At 69.6% G+C, this 16,984-nt stretch carries 19 protein-coding genes; 9 read left to right on the top strand and 10 right to left on the bottom strand.

What is annotated here, in order from left to right; all coding sequences use genetic code 11:
- Positions 1–44: 44 nt before the first annotated feature.
- From GSE44_RS08955 to GSE44_RS08940, 4 genes are all read left to right on the top strand, one after another.
- Positions 45–2,348 carry a bifunctional salicylyl-CoA 5-hydroxylase/oxidoreductase gene (locus GSE44_RS08955; protein WP_159348454.1) on the top strand — a complete coding sequence of 768 codons (2,304 nt, stop codon included), beginning with the start codon at positions 45–47 and terminating at the stop codon, positions 2,346–2,348.
- Positions 2,349–2,425: 77 nt separating this feature from the next.
- Positions 2,426–2,638, top strand: coding sequence for a DUF2382 domain-containing protein (locus tag GSE44_RS26395; RefSeq protein ID WP_201305992.1), 213 nt, complete (start codon positions 2,426–2,428; stop codon positions 2,636–2,638).
- A gap of 249 nt (positions 2,639–2,887) precedes the next feature.
- Positions 2,888–3,982, top strand: coding sequence for a YsnF/AvaK domain-containing protein (locus tag GSE44_RS25605; RefSeq protein WP_235924653.1), 1,095 nt, complete (start codon positions 2,888–2,890; stop codon positions 3,980–3,982).
- A gap of 169 nt (positions 3,983–4,151) precedes the next feature.
- Positions 4,152–4,637 carry a hypothetical protein gene (locus GSE44_RS08940; protein WP_159348453.1) on the top strand — a complete coding sequence of 162 codons (486 nt, stop codon included), beginning with the start codon at positions 4,152–4,154 and terminating at the stop codon, positions 4,635–4,637.
- Here GSE44_RS08940 and lpxB read toward each other — a convergent pair.
- From lpxB to GSE44_RS08925, 3 genes are read right to left on the bottom strand one after another with little or no spacing between them, the layout of a single operon-like run.
- The gene (lpxB, locus tag GSE44_RS08935; protein ID WP_159348452.1) at positions 4,627–5,772 is read right to left on the bottom strand and encodes a lipid-A-disaccharide synthase; all 1,146 of its coding nucleotides are present in this window, start codon (positions 5,770–5,772) and stop codon (positions 4,627–4,629) included. The genes GSE44_RS08940 and lpxB overlap by 11 nt on opposite strands.
- Complete coding sequence (locus GSE44_RS08930; RefSeq protein ID WP_159348451.1) at positions 5,769–6,653, bottom strand: carbon-nitrogen hydrolase family protein; 885 nt, start codon at positions 6,651–6,653, stop codon at positions 5,769–5,771. Before GSE44_RS08930 ends, lpxB begins: the two co-directional genes overlap by 4 nt.
- A complete protein-coding gene (locus tag GSE44_RS08925) occupies positions 6,650–7,249 on the bottom strand; it encodes a GNAT family N-acetyltransferase (RefSeq protein WP_201305991.1) in 600 nt (199 codons plus the stop codon). Before GSE44_RS08925 ends, GSE44_RS08930 begins: the two co-directional genes overlap by 4 nt.
- A gap of 58 nt (positions 7,250–7,307) precedes the next feature.
- Here GSE44_RS08925 and GSE44_RS08920 point away from each other — a divergent pair, with 58 nt between their 5' ends.
- Positions 7,308–7,562 carry a SemiSWEET family sugar transporter gene (locus GSE44_RS08920; RefSeq protein WP_159348449.1) on the top strand — a complete coding sequence of 85 codons (255 nt, stop codon included), beginning with the start codon at positions 7,308–7,310 and terminating at the stop codon, positions 7,560–7,562.
- A 6-nt stretch (positions 7,563–7,568) separates the two neighbouring features.
- On the opposite strand, the gene GSE44_RS08915 is transcribed toward GSE44_RS08920, so the two are convergent.
- Positions 7,569–8,243 carry a GOLPH3/VPS74 family protein gene (locus tag GSE44_RS08915; RefSeq protein WP_159348448.1) on the bottom strand — a complete coding sequence of 225 codons (675 nt, stop codon included), beginning with the start codon at positions 8,241–8,243 and terminating at the stop codon, positions 7,569–7,571.
- 83 nt (positions 8,244–8,326) lie between these two features.
- A complete protein-coding gene (hisI, locus tag GSE44_RS08910; RefSeq protein ID WP_159348447.1) occupies positions 8,327–8,803 on the bottom strand; it encodes a phosphoribosyl-AMP cyclohydrolase in 477 nt (158 codons plus the stop codon).
- A gap of 59 nt (positions 8,804–8,862) precedes the next feature.
- Between hisI and GSE44_RS08905 the strand changes: the two genes are divergently transcribed.
- The 3 genes from GSE44_RS08905 (at position 8,863) to GSE44_RS08895 (ending at position 11,755) form a co-directional block, all read left to right on the top strand.
- On the top strand, positions 8,863–9,360 hold the full coding sequence (locus GSE44_RS08905) for a Fur family transcriptional regulator (RefSeq protein ID WP_159348446.1): 498 nt from the start codon (positions 8,863–8,865) through the stop codon (positions 9,358–9,360).
- A 138-nt stretch (positions 9,361–9,498) separates the two neighbouring features.
- Positions 9,499–10,416 carry an aldo/keto reductase gene (locus GSE44_RS08900; RefSeq protein ID WP_159348445.1) on the top strand — a complete coding sequence of 306 codons (918 nt, stop codon included), beginning with the start codon at positions 9,499–9,501 and terminating at the stop codon, positions 10,414–10,416.
- 64 nt (positions 10,417–10,480) lie between these two features.
- On the top strand, positions 10,481–11,755 hold the full coding sequence (locus GSE44_RS08895; protein ID WP_201305990.1) for an NTP/NDP exchange transporter: 1,275 nt from the start codon (positions 10,481–10,483) through the stop codon (positions 11,753–11,755).
- Between the two features lie 66 nt (positions 11,756–11,821).
- On the opposite strand, the gene metC is transcribed toward GSE44_RS08895, so the two are convergent.
- From metC to GSE44_RS08875, 4 genes are read right to left on the bottom strand one after another with little or no spacing between them, the layout of a single operon-like run.
- Entirely contained in the window at positions 11,822–13,015 is a 1,194-nt protein-coding gene (gene metC, locus GSE44_RS08890; protein ID WP_159348443.1) for a cystathionine beta-lyase, read from the bottom strand.
- Positions 13,015–13,884 (bottom strand): sulfurtransferase, encoded by an 870-nt coding sequence (locus GSE44_RS08885; protein ID WP_159348442.1) that lies wholly within the window; start codon positions 13,882–13,884, stop codon positions 13,015–13,017. The genes metC and GSE44_RS08885 overlap by 1 nt, the downstream gene beginning before the upstream one ends.
- Entirely contained in the window at positions 13,881–14,609 is a 729-nt protein-coding gene (locus tag GSE44_RS08880; protein WP_235924652.1) for an alanyl-tRNA editing protein, read from the bottom strand. Before GSE44_RS08880 ends, GSE44_RS08885 begins: the two co-directional genes overlap by 4 nt.
- Positions 14,609–15,229 (bottom strand): NUDIX domain-containing protein, encoded by a 621-nt coding sequence (locus GSE44_RS08875; protein ID WP_235924651.1) that lies wholly within the window; start codon positions 15,227–15,229, stop codon positions 14,609–14,611. The genes GSE44_RS08880 and GSE44_RS08875 overlap by 1 nt, the downstream gene beginning before the upstream one ends.
- Positions 15,230–15,402: 173 nt before the next feature.
- Between GSE44_RS08875 and GSE44_RS08870 the strand changes: the two genes are divergently transcribed.
- Entirely contained in the window at positions 15,403–16,314 is a 912-nt protein-coding gene (locus GSE44_RS08870; RefSeq protein WP_159348439.1) for a DMT family transporter, read from the top strand.
- Positions 16,315–16,323: 9 nt separating this feature from the next.
- Here the strand turns inward: GSE44_RS08870 and parA are convergent, their stop codons facing one another.
- Entirely contained in the window at positions 16,324–16,947 is a 624-nt protein-coding gene (gene parA, locus GSE44_RS08865; protein ID WP_159348438.1) for a ParA family partition ATPase, read from the bottom strand.
- Positions 16,948–16,984 lie beyond the last annotated feature (37 nt).

Genomic DNA, 16,984 nt, shown 5'->3' with positions numbered 1-16,984 from the left:
GAAGCCTAAACTATTTCCGCTTGCGGTATCCAGGAGGCTCCCCCATGCGGATCGCGGTCATCGGCGGCGGCCCGGCCGGGCTCTACTTCGCGGTCCTGATGAAGCGTGACCGCCCCGAGGCGCAGGTCACGGTGGTGGAGCGCAACCAGGCGGACGATACCTTCGGCTTCGGCGTGGTGTTCAGCGACCAGACGCTGGAGACCTTCGAGAAGGCGGACCGAACCAGTTACGAGGCGATCACGGATGCCTTCGCCTATTGGGACGATATCGAAATCCACGCGAAGGATGCGGTGCACCGCATCGGCGGCAACGGCTTCTGCGGCTGCTCGCGCCGCACACTGCTGATGCTGCTGCAGGATCGGGCGCGGGAAGTCGGGGTGGAGCTGGAATTCGGCCGGGACGCCAAGCCGGAGGATTTCCCGGATGCCGACCTGATCGTGGCGGCGGACGGCATCAACAGCGCGGTGCGGCAGCGCGACCTGGAGCATTTCGCGCCGGTGGTAGACCTGCGCCCCAATCGCTTTGCCTGGATGGGCAGCACGCGGCCCTTCGACGCCTTCACCTTCTTCTTCAAGGAGCGTCCCGAGGGCATCTTCATCGCCCATTGCTACCAGTATGAGGCGAATGCCAGCACCTGGGTGCTGGAGACGGATCCCGAGACCTTCGAGCGCGCCGGTCTGGGCGCCATGAACGAGGCGCAAAGCGCCGCCTTCCTGGAGGAGGTCTTCGCGGAGGAATTGCAGGGCCACCGGCTGATCACCAACCGCAGCCTGTGGCGGCAGTTCCCGATGATGCGCTGCGCCCGCTGGTCGAAGGGGAACGTGGTGCTGCTCGGGGATGCCAAGGCGACGGCGCATTTCTCCATTGGCTCCGGCACCAAGCTGGCGATGGAGGATGCCATCGCCCTGCACGCGGCCTTCATGCAGGGCGGCACGGTGGAGGCGGTGCTGGCGCGCTTCGAGGGCGGGCGCCGTGAGGAGGTGGAGAAGACCCAGCACGCGGCGGATGTGTCGCTGGTCTGGTTCGAGCATGTGGACCGCTTCTGGCACATGCCGGCGACGCGCTTCGCCTTCGGTGTGATGACACGCTCCAAGGCGATCACCTGGGACAACCTGGCGCTGCGCGCACCAGAGTTTGTCGAAGAGTCACGAGCGTTGTTCGAGGGCGAGGTGCGGGCGGAGGGCCTGCCCGCGGTGGCCGGCGCGCCGCCCATGTTCCAGCCCTTCCGGCTGCGCGGGATGGAGCTGGCGAACCGCGTGGTCGTCTCGCCCATGTGCCAATATTCGGCGATGCACGGCACGCCGGACGACTGGCACCTGATGCATTACGGCGCCCGCGCCACCGGCGGGGCGGGGCTGATCTTTACCGAGATGACCTGCGTCTCCCCAGAGGCGCGCATCACCCCGGGCTGCACGGGACTGTGGAATGACGAGCAGGAGGTCGCCTGGCGCCGGATCGTGGATTTCGTCCATGCCCATGGCGCCAGCCGCATTGCCCTGCAACTCGGCCATGCCGGGCAGAAGGGGGCGACGAAGCTGATGTGGGAGGGGATGGACCAGCCACTGGAGGAAGGGGCCTGGCCCATCGTCTCCGCCAGCGCCAAGCCCTATTTCCCGAACAGCCAGTTGCCGCGCGAGATCACCCGCGCCGAGATGGACAAGGTGCGCGATGACTTCGTGGCGGCTGCCCGGCGCGGCGCCTGCGCGGGCTTCGACATGCTCGAATTCCATTGCGCCCATGGATACCTGATGGCGAGCTTCCTCTCACCGCTGCTGAACCTGCGAACCGACGCCTATGGCGGTAGCCTGGAGAACCGGCTGCGCTATCCGCTGGAAGTCTATCGCGCCATGCGGGCGGTCTGGCCCTTGGACAAGCCGATGAGTGTGCGCGTCTCCGCAACTGACTGGGCGGATGGCGGGATCACGGATGAGGAGACGCTGGCGATCGCCCGTGCCTTCGCCGATGAGGGTTGCGACCTGCTGGATGTCTCGACCGGCCAGACGGTAGCGGATAGCGCACCGCATTACGGGCGGATGTTCCAGGTGCCTTGGTCGGACATGATCCGCAATGAGGCGAAGGTCGCCACCATGTGCGTCGGCAGCATCACCAGCGCCGACCAGATCAACACCATCCTGGCCGCCGGGCGCGCCGATCTGGTGGCGCTGGCCCGGCCGCATCTGGTGGACCCGGCCTTCACCCTGGCCGCCGCTGCTCGCTACGGAGTGCGGACTGCCTGCCCGCCGCAGTATCGCTGGGGGCAGGAGGCGCTGTTGCGAAGTGCGGCGCGGGAAGAGGCGGACCTGATGGAACTCCGCCGCAAGGCAAGGCCGAAGCGCCACGCGAGGTAACTGCGCCGCTCGCATTCCGCATTGCGAAACCAGCCACGGCCTCGCCCGTTTTCCGAGAGTTCCGCGATGAGGTTGCGATGCCGGGCGAGGTTCCCTCCGAGACCGTGCTCCCCCTCATCGAGGAAGGGTTGAGCCTCGACACCCGCTCGGTGGAGACCGGGCGCGTGCGCGTCTCCCGCACCACCGAGGTGGTGGAGGAGGTGCTGCGCGAGACGCTGCGCAGCAGCCATGCAGAGGTTGAGCGGCGGGCGGTGGGGCAGACCGTCACGGAGGCGCCGCGCGTCCGGTAGGAGGGGAACGTCGTCATCATTCCCGTCGTCGAGGAGGTCCTCGTCGTCGAGAAGCGGCTCGTCCTGCGGGAGGAGATCCACCTCCGCCTGATCGATACGGAAGAGAAGATCGAGCACCCGGCTACGCGCCGCGTGCAACACGCCGCCGTGGAGAGGGTTCCGCCCAATCCCGATGCCGTAGGCTCCTGATCCGGCGCCCCGGTACAGCATTGCTGCGAAGTTCCAATACCATTGGACAAGGCGAGCGGCATGACCCGCACGATCATCGGCCTCTTCGACGACCGCGCCGAGGCGGAGGCTGTCGCCTCCCACCTGCGCAGCCATGATGGAATCGACCCCGACCGCATCACCATCCATGGGCAATCCGCCACCGGTAACGGTGGCGATACCGGGGACCGCGGCTTCTGGGCGTCGCTCCGGGACCTGTTCATCGCCGACGAGGATCGGCAGGCCTATGCGGAAGGCATCCGCCGCGGCGGCTTCGTCGTCTCCGCCGAGGTAGGGGATGCGGTGGTCGACCACGCGATGGAGGTGTTCGAGCAGCACGGCGCGGTCGATTTCGATTCCCGCGAGGCGGAGTGGCGCTCCGCGGGGTGGAGCGGCTACCAACCCGACACGACGGGCATGTCCGGTATGGCCGGAATGGCCGGGACTGCGGGGATGGCCGGAACCGCCGGGATGGGAACCACCACGGATGGCGCCACCATGGGGACGGATGACGCCGAGGGCACGTGTCGGCCGATGAACCACTCCGCCGCCTTGGGCGCGGCGAGCATGGGCGGCACCTCTACCCCGGCGGTCGGCGGAGCCACGCCGATGGCGGGTGCCGGTTCCGGCATGGCCGGTGGCCCGACGCCGAACACCACCACTGGGACCATGGCGGACATTGGCGGTGACATGGGCATGCACAGAACCGACCAGTTGGGCGACATGTCCAATAAGGAGCGGATTCCGATAGCGGAGGAACAGCTCCGCGTCGGAAAGCGCGAGACGGAGCGCGGTCGGGTGCGGGTGCGTTCCTATATCGTTGAGACGCCGGTCAATGAAACCGTCACCCTGCGCGAGGAGCATGTGCATGTGGAGCGGCGGCCGGTCGACCAGCCGCTTTCCGCGGGGGATGACGCCTTCCGCGAGCGCACCATTGAGGCGGTGGAGCATGGCGAGGAGGCGGTGGTTTCCAAGGAAGCGCGGGTGAGGGAGGAACTGGTCATCCGTAAGGATGTGGAGCAGCGCGACGAGGCCATCTCCGACACGGTGCGGCGCACCGAGGTGGAGGTGGATGACGGCCGCACGGATACGGCGGGAACCACGGGCACGAGGCCGTCCAGCCCGACGGGTGTCTGACAAGACCTGAGCGCTGGGCGCGGGAGCGGCTGCGGCCGTCCAGGCACCTGGACGGGGCGGGACGGTGAAATCCGGGCAGGTGACAGCCATACCGGTGCCTGCCCGGAGTCATGGCAACTTCGGATGCCGGCCTGCCGTTCCCTTCCGCAGGGAACGGCAGGAGGACGGCATGAGTCGCATTATCTCAGCTCTGTTCGACAACCGGGACGAGGCGGAAGCTGTCGTCACGCATCTGCGCGTTCATGACCATATCGAGCCCGACCAGATCGAGCTCCATGTCCTGGAGAATGCCCAGCCGGTCGAGGACCATGGCTTCTGGGCTTCCCTGGGTAACCTGCTGATGCCGGATTCGGATCGCCACGCCTATTACGAAGGCATCCGGCGGGGCGGCTCGGTGGTGACCGCGGACGTGGATGAAAGTCTGGCCGATCACGTGATCGCGGTGTTCAACCGCCACGGGGCGGTCGATCTCGAGACGCGCACGGCGGACTGGCGTGAGGAGGGGTGGGAGAGCGATCCCACGGCGGTCTCCGAGGCCGACCTGCCCGCCAACACCTCCTTCGCCGTCGGTGCGGCGCGGATGGGTGGAACGGGCGTGCCGATGGTCGACCCTCAGAACCCGAAGACCGGACCTGGCTCCGGTCTCACTCGCTGAGCATCGCCAGCACTGCGCGGGCGGCAGCCTCGCTTGGGCTGCCGCCGCCGGGTGGTGCCAATTTGGAGAGGACGCGCGCGAAGCCCTCACGCTGTGCCCGGGCCTCCGGCCCGCCGGCCAATAGGGGTTCCAGCGCGGCGGCCAGGAGGTCGGGGCGGCAGTCGCCTTGCAGGTATTCCGGGATAACCGGCGCATCGGCGAGCAGGTTCACGATGCTCGCATATTTCACCTTGATCAGGCGCCGCACGATGGTGGCGGTGATCGGGTTCACCCGGTAGCCGACCACCATCGGCACACCCGCCAGAGCCACCTCCAGCGAGGAAGTCCCGGACTTGATCAGCCCGGCGGAGGCGGCAGCATAGGCGTCGTGCTTTTCCGCCACGTCCCTGATCAGGATAGGCTTTGGGTGCCAGTGCGCGGCCGCTGCGCGAACGGCTTCCTCCACCGGGCCGGCAAGCGGCACCACCGGGCGCAGGCCAGGGCGGTGGGCGGCGAGGAGGCGGAGCGTCTCGCCGAAGACCGGTAGCAGGCGGCTGATCTCGGTGCGGCGGCTGCCAGGCATTACCAGCACGACCTCCTCATGCGCTGCGATGCCATGGACGGCACGGAAGCGCGCGGCGTTACCCTTATCGGCGCCGCTTTCCAGCACCGGGTGGCCGACGAAGGTGACGGGAACGCCGGCCTTCTCGAAGAAGGGCGGCTCGAAGGGCAGCAGGGCGAGGATACGGTCCAGCCGGTGCGCCATTTCCTTCACCCGGCCTTGGCGCCAGGCCCAGACCTGCGGGGCGACGTAATGGATCACCGGGATGCCCAGCGGCTTCACGCGCTTGGCCAGTCGCATGGCGAAGCCGGGGCTGTCGATCGTTACCACCGCGGCGGGGCGGCGGGCGGTGATGTCGGCCACCGTCTGCTCCATACGGCGCGCGAGGCTGCGGATTTTCGGCAGCACCTCCAGCAAGCCCATCAGCGCGAGTTCCCGCATGGGGAAGAGGCTTCCGACGCCCTGCTCGGCCATGCGGTCCCCGCCGATGCCGGCGAAGCGCAGCGCTGGGCGCATGGCGCGCAGGCTCGCGATCAGCCGCGCGCCCAGCACGTCGCCGGAGGATTCACCAGCCACCAGGTAGAGGAGGGTCATGCGAAGCCTGCGACGGGGGCGGGGGGAACGGCGCCCTGCCAGTTCCGGTGGTTGCGCACGGCGCCGTCCTGCCGCACCGCCGCGATCCGCGCGGGGTCGAGATCCACGAACAGCCAACGCGGGTCGTCCAGCGCGCCTTCGGCGATCACGCCATCCTCTGGGAAGCCGCGATCGACGGGGCCGAAGACCGCAGCCTGCCCCCGGTTCACGTCCAGCGCGGCGGACCAGGGGGCCTCGCCCACGGTGGGGGTGACGGCGACGAAACACTGGTTCTCCACCGCGCGGGCGGCGGCGGTCAGGCGCACGCGGTTGAAGCCGTGCAGTGTGTCCGTGCAGGAGGGAGCGAGGATGAGCCAGGCGCCGGCCTCGACCTGGGCGCGGACATGCAGCGGGAACTCCACGTCGTAGCAGATCGAGATGCCGATCCGGCCCCAGGGCGTCTCGAAGACCGAGGGCGGCGCCCCTGAGGAGACACCCCAGCGCTCGCTCTCGAAGCGGGTCATGGCCTGCTTGTCCTGGAAGGCGAGGCGCCCATCCGGGGCGATCAGCGGCGCGCGGTTGCGGATGAGACCATCGGCATCGCGCATCGCCAGGCTGCCGGGAAGCAGCCACAGGCCGGCGCGCCGGGCCGCCTCGCGGATGGCGGCGAGGATTTCGGGGGCGGCATCGACCATGGCGGCCAGTTCCGCGGCCTCGGTTGGCGGCGCCGCGTGACAGAGGGAGGCGCCTAGCTCCACGCTGGCATATTCGGGCAGCACGGCGAGGTTCGCCCCGCTGGCCTTCGCCTCGGCGAGGAGGCGGTCGAGCTTGGCGGCGAAGGCGGGCACCCCGTCCGGGCGCTCCACCGGATAGGGGAGGAGAGCGAGGCGCAGCGGCGTCACGGCAGGTCCCTCGCCCAGAAATCGAGGATATGAGGCATCTCGGCCTCGCTGCCGACCTCGCGCCACATCATATGGGCCGCCATGCCGGGCACGGGGACGTAGCCGCGCTTGCGCCAGAAGGCATCGAGCGGCTCGTGCCCGGCGGGGCGGCGGGGATCGGAGGGGGCGCGGCGGACGGCGCAGAAGGCGGCGCGGCGGAGGCCGAGAGAGCGGGCATGTGCCTCCCGCGCCGCGAAGAAGGCGACACCGATGCCGCGGCCACGCCATTCGGGCAGCAGCACGGATTCACCGAAATAGCAGGTGGTGGCGGGGTCCATGCCGACCTTGGCGGCGGCCTCTAGCACCGCGCGCCCCGCTTCGACCATAGGCTGGCAGGTCGCGGCGCCCACCGGCTCCTCCCCGGCGAGGGCGAGGATCACGGCGGCACCGGGGCTCTCGGCATAGCTGCGGAGATAGCCGGCCTCGTAACCCTCCTGGGCCTCGTAGAGATAGGGCCAGTCGCGGAAGACGATGGCGCGCAATCGCGCGACCGTACCGAGATGCGGCTGCAACGCCCCAGCCGTGACGGTTTCGATCCGGTGTTGGATTTCGGACATGGGCTGATGCATAGGCGTCCGGGCGCGCCCGGGAAAGCCGCGCACCAGGGAAGGGGCCATGGATCCTGTGGAGTGGCTTGGCGTGGCGGCGGGAATCCTCACCACCATCGCCTTCGTGCCCCAGGTGCTGCGGACGCACCGCACGCGCTCGGCGCGTGATTTCTCCGCGCCGATGCTGCTGCTGTTCAACGCCGGGATCGCGCTCTGGCTTGCCTATGGGCTGCTGATCGGCAGCCATGGGCTGATCCTGGCCAATGGCGTCACCCTGCTGCTTTCCGCCTATATCCTGGCGATGAAGCTGCGCTTCGGGTGAGCCCGCTCACATGAGCGGCGTGTAGCGGGCCATCTCGATGAAGATGTCGCGCACGGCATTGCCGAGGGAGCGACTCAGCTCCTCGAGATTGGCCACCTGCTCGATGCGCGGCTCGGCCGATTCCAGCGTCTCACTGCCGAGCAGCAGCGGCAACAGCCCGGCGGCGCGGACGAGGCCGATCAGCAGGCTGTCGCGCGGCTCAGGGATCTCGTCGTCGAAGATCACGGCCATCAGCCGCGCCTTCACCTCGCGCTCCTCCTTGTCGGAGACCACCGGGTAGCGGCGCTCGGGGAAGATCCAGAGGAAGCGGCCCTTCTCCTCCCGCAGAATGCCCTGGGCGACCAGGCGGGCGAAGATGGCGTCACGGAAGCTATCGGCATCACGGCCCAGCGTCTCGATCCACCAGCGGCTGCCATGGGGAAGGTCCGGCTCGCCGGGCTCCATGCCGGGATCGGCGGCGATCCGGGCGAGCACGGGGTCGAGCAGCGTGTCGCCGGTCGGGGTGGGATCGGCGACGAAGAGGCGGCTGGGATCCGTATCGATCCGGTTGCGCAGCGCGAGTTCCGCAAGGATGGCGCCGGCGACGGCATAGCCAGAGGCCGGACCCGCCATTTCGTGCAGGCGGCCGGTCTGGTCGTCCAGCATCAGGAGGATCAGTTCCTCCGGCATGGTGAGCGGCATGGGCAACCCGACTCCATCTGAGCTTTGGGTTGGGAGCAAGCGCCAGCGCCGGGGGCAGCGTCAACCGGCGCGGCGCCGCCGCTTCAATGCGCCGTGCCGTAAAGCGCCGCGGGATCGGCGAGGACAGGTTCGAGCGGCTGCACCGCCTCTTCCTTCAGTCCCCAGGAGAAACAGGAGCGGCGGCCGGTGTGGCAGGCGACGCCGTCCTGGTGGACGGTGGCGAGCAGGGCGTCGCCATCGCAGTCCAGCCGGAGGTCGATCAGGTGCTGCACCTGGCCGGAGGTCTCCCCCTTGCGCCAGAGGGCGCGGCGGGAGCGGCTGTAATAGGTGACCCGGCCGGTTGCGAGCGTCTCCTCCACCGCCTCCGGGCTCATCCAGGCCATCATCAGCACCTCGCCCGTGCCATGGGCCTGGGCGATTGCGGCGACGAGTCCGTTGGCATCGGGCCTGAGCGCCGCGAGGAAGCGGGCGCGGGCCTCGGGGGAGGGGGCGTGCCAGGCGGGCAGGCCGGCGGGGCGCTCAGGGAGAGGCTTGGCGGGTAGGTTGGGAGGCGTGGGCATGGGGCCTATATAGGCAGGGCCGGCGCCGGCGTCCTCCGCGCGCCACCTTCGAGGACCGGATGCCCCAAGGCGACCATCAGCACGACCATTCCCAGCCCACCCCGCTGGCCGACCGCGCAACGGCGCTGCGGGAGGCGGAGGAGGGCTGCCTGCGGCGTGGCGCGCAGCTCACCCCGCTGCGGCGGCGCGTGCTGGAAATGGTGCTGGAGGCCGACCAGCCGGTGGGCGCCTATGCGCTGCTGGACCGGCTGCGCGCCGAACGCCCGGGCGCGGCCCCGCCCACCGTCTACCGGGCGCTGGATTTCCTGCTGGCCCAGGGACTGATCCACCGGATCGAGCGGCTGAACGCCTTCATCCCCTGTGTTGAGGCGGGGCATGGGCATGACCACGAGCATCCCCACCAGTTCCTGATTTGCCGTAACTGCGGCCGCACGGCTGAGCTGTCCGACGATTCGGTGGCCGCAGCCGTGGCCGCCGCCGCGCGGGCCGCCGGGTTCAGCCCGATCCGCGCCACGGTGGAGGTGGAGGGGACCTGCGGCGACTGCGCCGCCGCGTGACATTTTCGCCATAAATTGTGGGCAGCCCGTATCGCCCCCCTGTCGGATCGCGCAACATTCCCCATTGAACGTCGAGCCGCCGCCCTGCGCCGCATTCCGCGGCCGGCATGACGCGCGGCGCTTTTCCGGGGAGACGAGATGCACGCCACCCGCAGAACCCTGCTTGCCGGCGTCGGGGCCGGGCTGAGCGCCGCCGCCCTTGCACGGGGGGCCGCCGCGCAACAGGCGGCGCTGATCCGCAAGCCGATCCCCTCCTCCGGCGAGATGATCCCGATCATCGGCCTGGGTTCCGCCAGGCGTTACGAGGAGGCGAAGACGGAGGAGGACATCACGCCGTTGCGCGAGACCTTCCGCCGCTTCCATGCCCTGGGCGGCACGGTTCTGGACACCGCGCCTTCCTACGGCAATGCCGAGGCGATCATGGGCGGGCTGATCGCGGACCTGAACATCCGTCCCGCCCTGTTCATCGCCACCAAGGTGGGCGCCGACAACAAGGAGGACGGCCGGGCACAGATCGAGCAGTCCTTCCGCAACCTGCGGACCGACCGGATCGACCTGTTCGCCGTCCATAACCTGCGTGACATCAGCAACCAGCTCGCGACCCTGCGGGAGCTGAAGGCGGCGGGGCGGATCCGCTATGTCGGCGCCACCACCTCCTTCGACCGGCAATACGAGGCCTTCGAGGCCATGATGCGGCGCGAGACGCTCGATGCGATCCAGATCGACTATGCGCTGGACAACCGCAACGCCGCGGAACGGATCATCCCGCTCGCGAAGGAGCGGGGCATGGCGGTGTTCATCAACCTGCCCTTCGGCCGCGGCAGCGTGTTCCGTGCCACTCAGGGCAAGCCCCTGCCGGAATGGGCGGCGGAGATCGACTGCACCAACTGGGCGCAGTTCATGCTGAAATACATCGTCTCGCATGAGGCGGTGACCTGCGCCGTGCCGGGCATGGCCCAGGCCCGCTATGTCGATGACAACATCAAGGCCGCGCAGGGCCGGCTGCCGGATGCGGCGATGCGGCGGCGGATGGAGCAGTTCATCGATGCGCTCTGACGCGCCCAGGGGCACAACTGCCTCTGGGCCGCGGCCTTTGGAGGATCGCGGCTGGATCGGTCGGGTGCTCGTCGCGGCGCCGGGCGAGCTTCTTCCGGTCCTGGTGGGATTTCTGCTCTTCTTCCTCCTCTTTGCCAGCTATTTCATGCTGCGCCCCGTCCGTGAGACCTTCGGCATCGCCGGTGGCGTCAACAACCTGCAATGGCTGTTCCTTGCCACCTTCCTGGCAACGCTGGTGGTGCTCCCGGTCTATGGCTGGCTCAGCAACCGCGTCCCCCGCCGGCTGCTATTGGCTGTGTGCTACGGCGTTTCGGCGGCTACCCTGATCGGCTTCGGCTTCGTGCTGCTGATTGATCCGGAGGATGTCTGGGCCGGCCGCGTCTTCTACGTCTGGCTGTCCGTGTTCAACCTGTTCGTGATCTCGTTGGCCTGGAGCGTGATGGCGGACGTGTTCGAGCCGGAGCAGGCGAAGCGCCTGTTCGGGCAGATCGCTGCCGGCGCGAGTCTGGGCGGACTGGCCGGGCCGCTGCTCAGCACGGTGCTGGTGGCGCCGATGGGCCTCGCGGGGCTGCTGTTCCTGTCCGCGGCGATGCTGCTGGGCACGCTGCTCTGCGCGGCCTGGCTGTTCCGCTGGCGCGCCCGGCAGGGCTGGAAGGCGATGCCGACCGGCGAGAGCGCGGACCGCGCCATGCGCGGCAGCATCGTTGCGGGGCTCACGCTGGTGCTGCGCTCGCCTTACATGCTGGGCATCGCGCTGTTCGTCATCCTGCTCGCCTCGGTCTCCACCTTCCTCTACTTCGAGCAGGCGCGGCTGGTGCGCGCCACCTTCCCTAGCCGTGTTCAACAGACCCAGGTCTTCGGCACCATCGACGCGGTGGTGCAGACGTTGACCATCCTGATCCAGGTCTTCGTAACAGGCCGGCTGACGCGCAAGCTCGGCGTCGGCATCCTGCTCACGGCGGTCCCGCTCGGCATGGCGGTCGGGTTCGGCGCGCTGGCGCTGGCGCCGACCTTCGGCGTGCTGGTCGTGGTGATGGTCCTGCGCCGCGTCGGCGAATACGCGCTGGTGCGGCCGGGGCGGGAGATGCTGTTCACCACCGTCGATGCCGAGACGAAGTACAAGGCGAAGAACGCCATCGACACGGTGGTCTATCGCGGCGGCGACGCTGTCAGTTCCTGGATCAAGACCGGGATCGACGCGATCTCCAGCAGCCCGTTTGCGGCGATGGTGGTGGGAGCCGGTATCGCCGCGAGCTGGGCTGCCACCGGCTACGTCCTGGGGCGTCAGGCCGAGCGCGAGGAGAAGGCATCACGACCGCTGGAGCGCGCGGCCGCCTGACAGGTGACGCGCGCCGCGCGTCACCTGCGGTGCCCTTCGGCACCGCCCCCTCCGCAACGCCCGGCCTCAGTGCGGAAGACGGTCGAGGGCCTGGGCGAGATCCGCGATCAGGTCCTGCGTGTCCTCCAGCCCGATATGGAGGCGGATGGCCGGTCCGCCGAGCGCCGGGTCCCCCGCGGTGCGGGTGATGGACGGCGCGGTGGGCAGAGCAAGGCTCTCATAGCCGCCCCAGGAGGCGCCGATTCCGAACAGGGCGAGCGCATCCACCACCGCTTCCGCATCCGCCTCGGTGTAGCGCGGCCGCAGAACCACGCCGAAGAGGGAGCAGGGTGCGGCGAAGTCCCGGGTGAAGAGGGCGTGCTGGGGATGGGAGGGCAGGGCCGGGTGCAGCAGGCGCAGCACCTCCGGGCGGGTCTCCAGCCACCGTGCGACGGCGAGGCCGTTCTCCGCCTGCTGCTTCAGCCGGACGGGAAGGGTGCGAAGGCCGCGGAGGCAGAGCCAGCAATCATCGGCGCTGGCGAACTGGCCGAGCTGGTTGGCGGCGTCCTTCACGATCAGCCAGTCCGCCGGCGTGTTCACCGTCACGCTGCCGAGCAGCACATCGGAATGGCCGGCCGCATATTTCGTCAGCGCCTGGATGGAGACATCGACGCCATGGGCGAATGGCTGAAAGTTGTGGAAGCCCCAGGTGTTGTCCATCAGCACCTTGGCGCCGGCCGCATGGGCTGCGCGGGCGATGGCAGGGATATCCTGCACCTCGAAGGTGTGGCTGCCCGGGCTCTCAGTATAGACGACCTTCGTGTTGGCGCGGATCAGGGCGCGCATTCCGGCCTCGTCCACCGCGGGCTCGTAGAAGGTGGTTTCGATGCCCCAGCCCTTCATCAGCCCCTCGGCCAGGTTACGCGCCGGGCCATAGACGCTGTCCGGCATCAGGCAGTGGTCGCCCGCCTTCAGATAGGCGAGCAGCGGGACCATGCAGGCGGCGAGGCCTGTGCCGACGATGACGCAGCGCGTGCCGCCCTCGATCTCGGCGATCATGTCCTCGAGCATGTGGTGGGTGGGGCCGCCGGCGGTGCCGTAGGTGAGCACCTGCTCGTAGCGCTGCTTCGCCGCCGCCTTGCGGGACTCGCAATCAGGAAAGAGGACGGTCGAGCCGCGATGGACGGGCGGGTTGACGAAGCCATGCGCCTTCGCACCCGCGCGCCCGTGATGGGACATGCGGGTGGCGAAGCCGAGGGACTTGTCGTGCTGGTCGGCCATCAGGCGTGGTCCTTGGCGATGTCGGAAGTGGTCTTGGGTGTTTCGGGGCGGAGTGCCCATTCTGTCCAGGAGCCGTCATAGACGGCACCTTCCGGCAGCCCGGCGCGGACCAGGCCGAGGGCCAGCACGCAGGCGGTGACGCCGGAGCCGCAGGAGAGGATGACGGGACGCTCGCCGTCGACGCCGGCCTTCTCGAACTGGGCGCGCAGGGCCTCGGGCGGAAGCATGGTGCCGTCCGGTGCCAGCAGCTCGGTGAAGGGGATGTTGGCGGCGCCGGGCATATGGCCGGCGGGCAGGCCGGCGCGGGGCTCAGGCGCGGTGCCGCCGAAGCGGCCGGCGGAGCGGGCATCGAGGATCAGCGCCTCGCCGCCGCCCTGGCGCACGATCCGCTTTATGTCGCCGATACCGCGCAGCCGGTCCGCGCGGAAATCCGGGGTGAAGGTGGCGACGGGCGGGGCTGGGGGCTCGCCGGATTCGGTGGGACGGCCCTCGCGCTTCCACTTGGGCAGGCCACCATCGAGCACGAAGGCCGCCTCATGCCCCATCAGCCGCATCAGCCACCAGCCGCGCGCGGCGGCGCGCAGCCCGTGGGACTGGTCGTAGAAGACGACACGGCTGTCATTGGAGATGCCTAGCGAGCCCGCGAGCTTGGCGAAGCGCGCGGGGGTCGGGACCATGTGCGGCAGGTCGCTGTCCGGATCGGCGAAGGTGTCGATGTCGAAGTAGCGGGCGCCAGGGATGCGGGCCTCGCTGAAGCCGGCGCGCTTGTCGCCTGGTTCGCCCGGCAGGACGAGGGAGCAGTCCAGCACCACCAGGTCGGGCTTGCCGAGTTCGGCGGCGAGCCATTCGGTCGGGACGAGATCGTTCACTTCGCTTCCTCCGCCAGCACGATGTGGATGCGCCGGTTCTGCTTGCCCTTGCTTTCCATCTTGATCACCTCCACCCGGCCGATCTCCCCGGTTCGGCGGACATGGGTGCCGCCGCAGGGCTGGAGGTCGATGGGCGCGTCCTCCCGGCCGATCCGCACCAGCCGGACCTGGCCGGCGCCGCGCGGGGGCTGGACCGAGAGGGTGCGGACGAGGCCGGGATTGGCGTCCAGCTCCGCGTCGGTGATCCAGCGCTCGCCGAGCGGGTGATCGGCGGAGACTAACTCGTTGAGCTTTTCCGTCACCCATTCCTTGGCGGGGGGCTCGGGCAGGTCGAAGTCCAGGCGGGACTTCTCGGCGCCGATCTGATTGCCGGTCGCGTAGATGCCTGGCATGGCGGCGCAGAGAAGATGCAGGGTGGTGTGCATCCGCATGAGCCGGTGGCGCCGTGTCCAGTCGAGCTTCGCCGTCACCTTGGCGCCGGCGGGTGGGATGGCGGCGCCGGGCGCCGGGACGTGCAGGGCGGAGCCGTCCGGGGATTTCACCGTGTCGGCAACGGGCATTTCGCCGCCCTCCCAGAGAAGGGCGCCGGTGTCGCCCGGCTGGCCGCCGGCGCGGGGATAGAAGACGCTGCGGTCTAGGATCACCCCGGCCTCGGAGGATTCGAGCACGACGGCGGCATTGCCCTCGGCATAGGCGTCTTCGCGGAACAGGGGCGTGGTCTGCATCACTGGGTCCATTCGGCCTTGAGTCGGGCGTGGTTCACCTGCAGCCAGAGCAGGGCGAGCGCTGCTGGGGCGTTGCGGATACGGTTGTCGGCGACCATGGCGAAGGCCTCGGCGGCGTCCACCACGTTGACGATGGTCTCCTCATTCTCGGAGGGAAGGCCGCCGGAGAGCTTGGCGCCTTCTTCGAGCGAGACCTGGGCGAGCTGGAAATGCACCCGCTCGTCGCTCCCGCCCTGCATGAGGAGGAAGATGCCCATGGGGATGATGCGGGTGCAGGCGAGACCGGTTTCCTCCTCCAGCTCGCGGCGGGCGGTCTCTGCCGGGTCCTCGCCCGTCTCGACCAGACCGGCGGGCAGCTCCGTCATGCGCGGCTCCTCGCCGGCGGCCAGGGCAGGGAGGCGGAACTGCTCGATCAGGGCGATGCGGTCGGTCACCGGATCCCAGGGCAGGATCACCGTGCCCTGGCCGCGCCGCAGGATCTCCCAGGTGAGGAGGCCGGAGAGGCTGCCGTCGCGTTTGCGATAGCGGAAGCACACGCGCTGCAGCGGGAAGCGGCCATGCCAGACCACCTCGTCCGACTCCGGGGCGTAGAGGGGGTGGGGCGGGATGGGCGGGGCCATGGCCGGCCGGCTCGTGGAAGGCGGGGGGGCCGCGCCGTTTTGCTCTGTCATGCGGCGCGGAGGCTACAGCGGAAGGCGCAATCTTGAAATCACCGGCTTCGGCCGGGCCCGGCCTTGCAGCGCGCGCGTGGCGACGGAGAATGGCGCGGCCGTCACACGAAGACCTTCCCTTCATGAATGCCCCGTCTTCCCCGGTCCCGCCGGGCCAGCGCGCCGCGCGCATCCGGGCGATCGCCTGCGTCACCGGCTCGGCCGGTTTCTTCGCCCTTTCGGCGGCGGCGGTGAAGGCGCTGGAGGGGGCAATTCCGCTTTCCGAGGTGGTGTTCTTCCGCAATGCCCTGGCCCTGCCGCCGCTGCTGCTGCTGGCGCATTGGACCGCGGGCGGCGGGCTGAAATCGGCGCTGCGCACGCGCCACCCCTGGCGGCACCTGGAGCGGCTGCTGGGCGGGCTGTTGGGGATGTACGGTTCCTTCTACGGCTATGCGCATCTGCCGCTCGCGGCGGTGACGGCGCTGAACTTCACCATGCCGCTCTTCCTGACCGCCCTTTCGGTGCTGATCCTGCGGGAGCGGGTGGGCTGGCGCCGGCTGGCGGTGGTCGTGGTCGGCTTCCTGGGCGTGCTGATGATGCTGCAGCCGGGTGGGTCCGGGACGATGGATCTGGGCGCGGTGGCGGGGGTGCTGCTGGCCGCACTCGGCTGGGCTTATGCCATGATCTCCATCCGCCGGATGGGCGAGGCGGGGGAGGCGGGGATCACCATCGTGCTGTGGTTTGCCATCGGCGCGGCTGTCGTCGCGGGGGTGGCGGCATTGCCCGTCTGGATCTGGCCGACGCCCCTGCAATGGGCGCTGCTGGCGGTGGTGGGCCTGGTTTCGGTGGTGGCGCAGCTGCTGATGACGGCGGCCTACCGGGCGGAGGACACGACGCTGGTCGCCCCCTTCGAATATTCGGCCATTCTCTGGACCACGGCGCTGGGCGTGATGCTCTGGGGCGAGGTGCCGGATGGCTGGGACCTGGCCGGCTTCCTGGTGCTGGTGGGGGCCGGGCTGGCGATCTGGCGGCAGGAGATTTCGAAGGCGCGCTGACCCTGGCGGTCAGGCGCTTTCCTGGCGGATGGCCTCGGCCAGGGCGCGGGCCTCGGCGGCGGCCTGGCCGCGTGGGGCCGCCTCCACCACGCCCAGCCCCTCCGCGAAGGCGGCGGCGAAGGCGGTGCGGTTGCCGAAGGGCGCCGGGAGGAGGGGGAGCTTCCGCGAGACGAGCGTGGCCGCCACCTCTTGCGCCGCGCGGCCCTGGGCCGGGACGCGGTTGAGCATCAGGGCGACCGGGCGCCGCTCGGCCGCCGCCACCTCCAGCGTCGCCTCCATGGCCCAGAGGTCGGGAACGGAGGGCTGGAGAGGTATCAGCACGAGGTCGGCGGCGCGCATGGCGATGCGGCTGTCGGTATCGGCATGGGGCGGCGTGTCGAGGACGATGAAGTCCATCGTCTTCCGGAACCGGTCCACCGCCTGGGGGACCCGCCAGCCGGAGGGGCTTTCGAAGGGAAGCCGTTGCGCCGCTTCGCCGCGCAGCCCGTGCCAGCGGGTGAGCGTCGCCTGCGGGTCGGTGTCCAACAAGGCGGCGCGGGCGCCGGATGCCACCAGCGCCACCGCCAGGTTGGCGGCGACCGTGGATTTCCCCGCCCCGCCCTTCCGCTGCGCCACCGCCACCACGAAGGCCATGCCTGCCTCCCCGCTCGATTCGAGAGGCAGCCTAGAC

Origin of the sequence: Muricoccus harenae (assembly GCF_009848505.1) — a bacterium.
Lineage (GTDB): Bacteria > Pseudomonadota > Alphaproteobacteria > Acetobacterales > Acetobacteraceae > Roseomonas > Roseomonas harenae.
The sequence above is the reverse complement of the archived record's forward strand: the minus strand, read 5'-3'. Positions and strand labels throughout refer to the sequence as shown.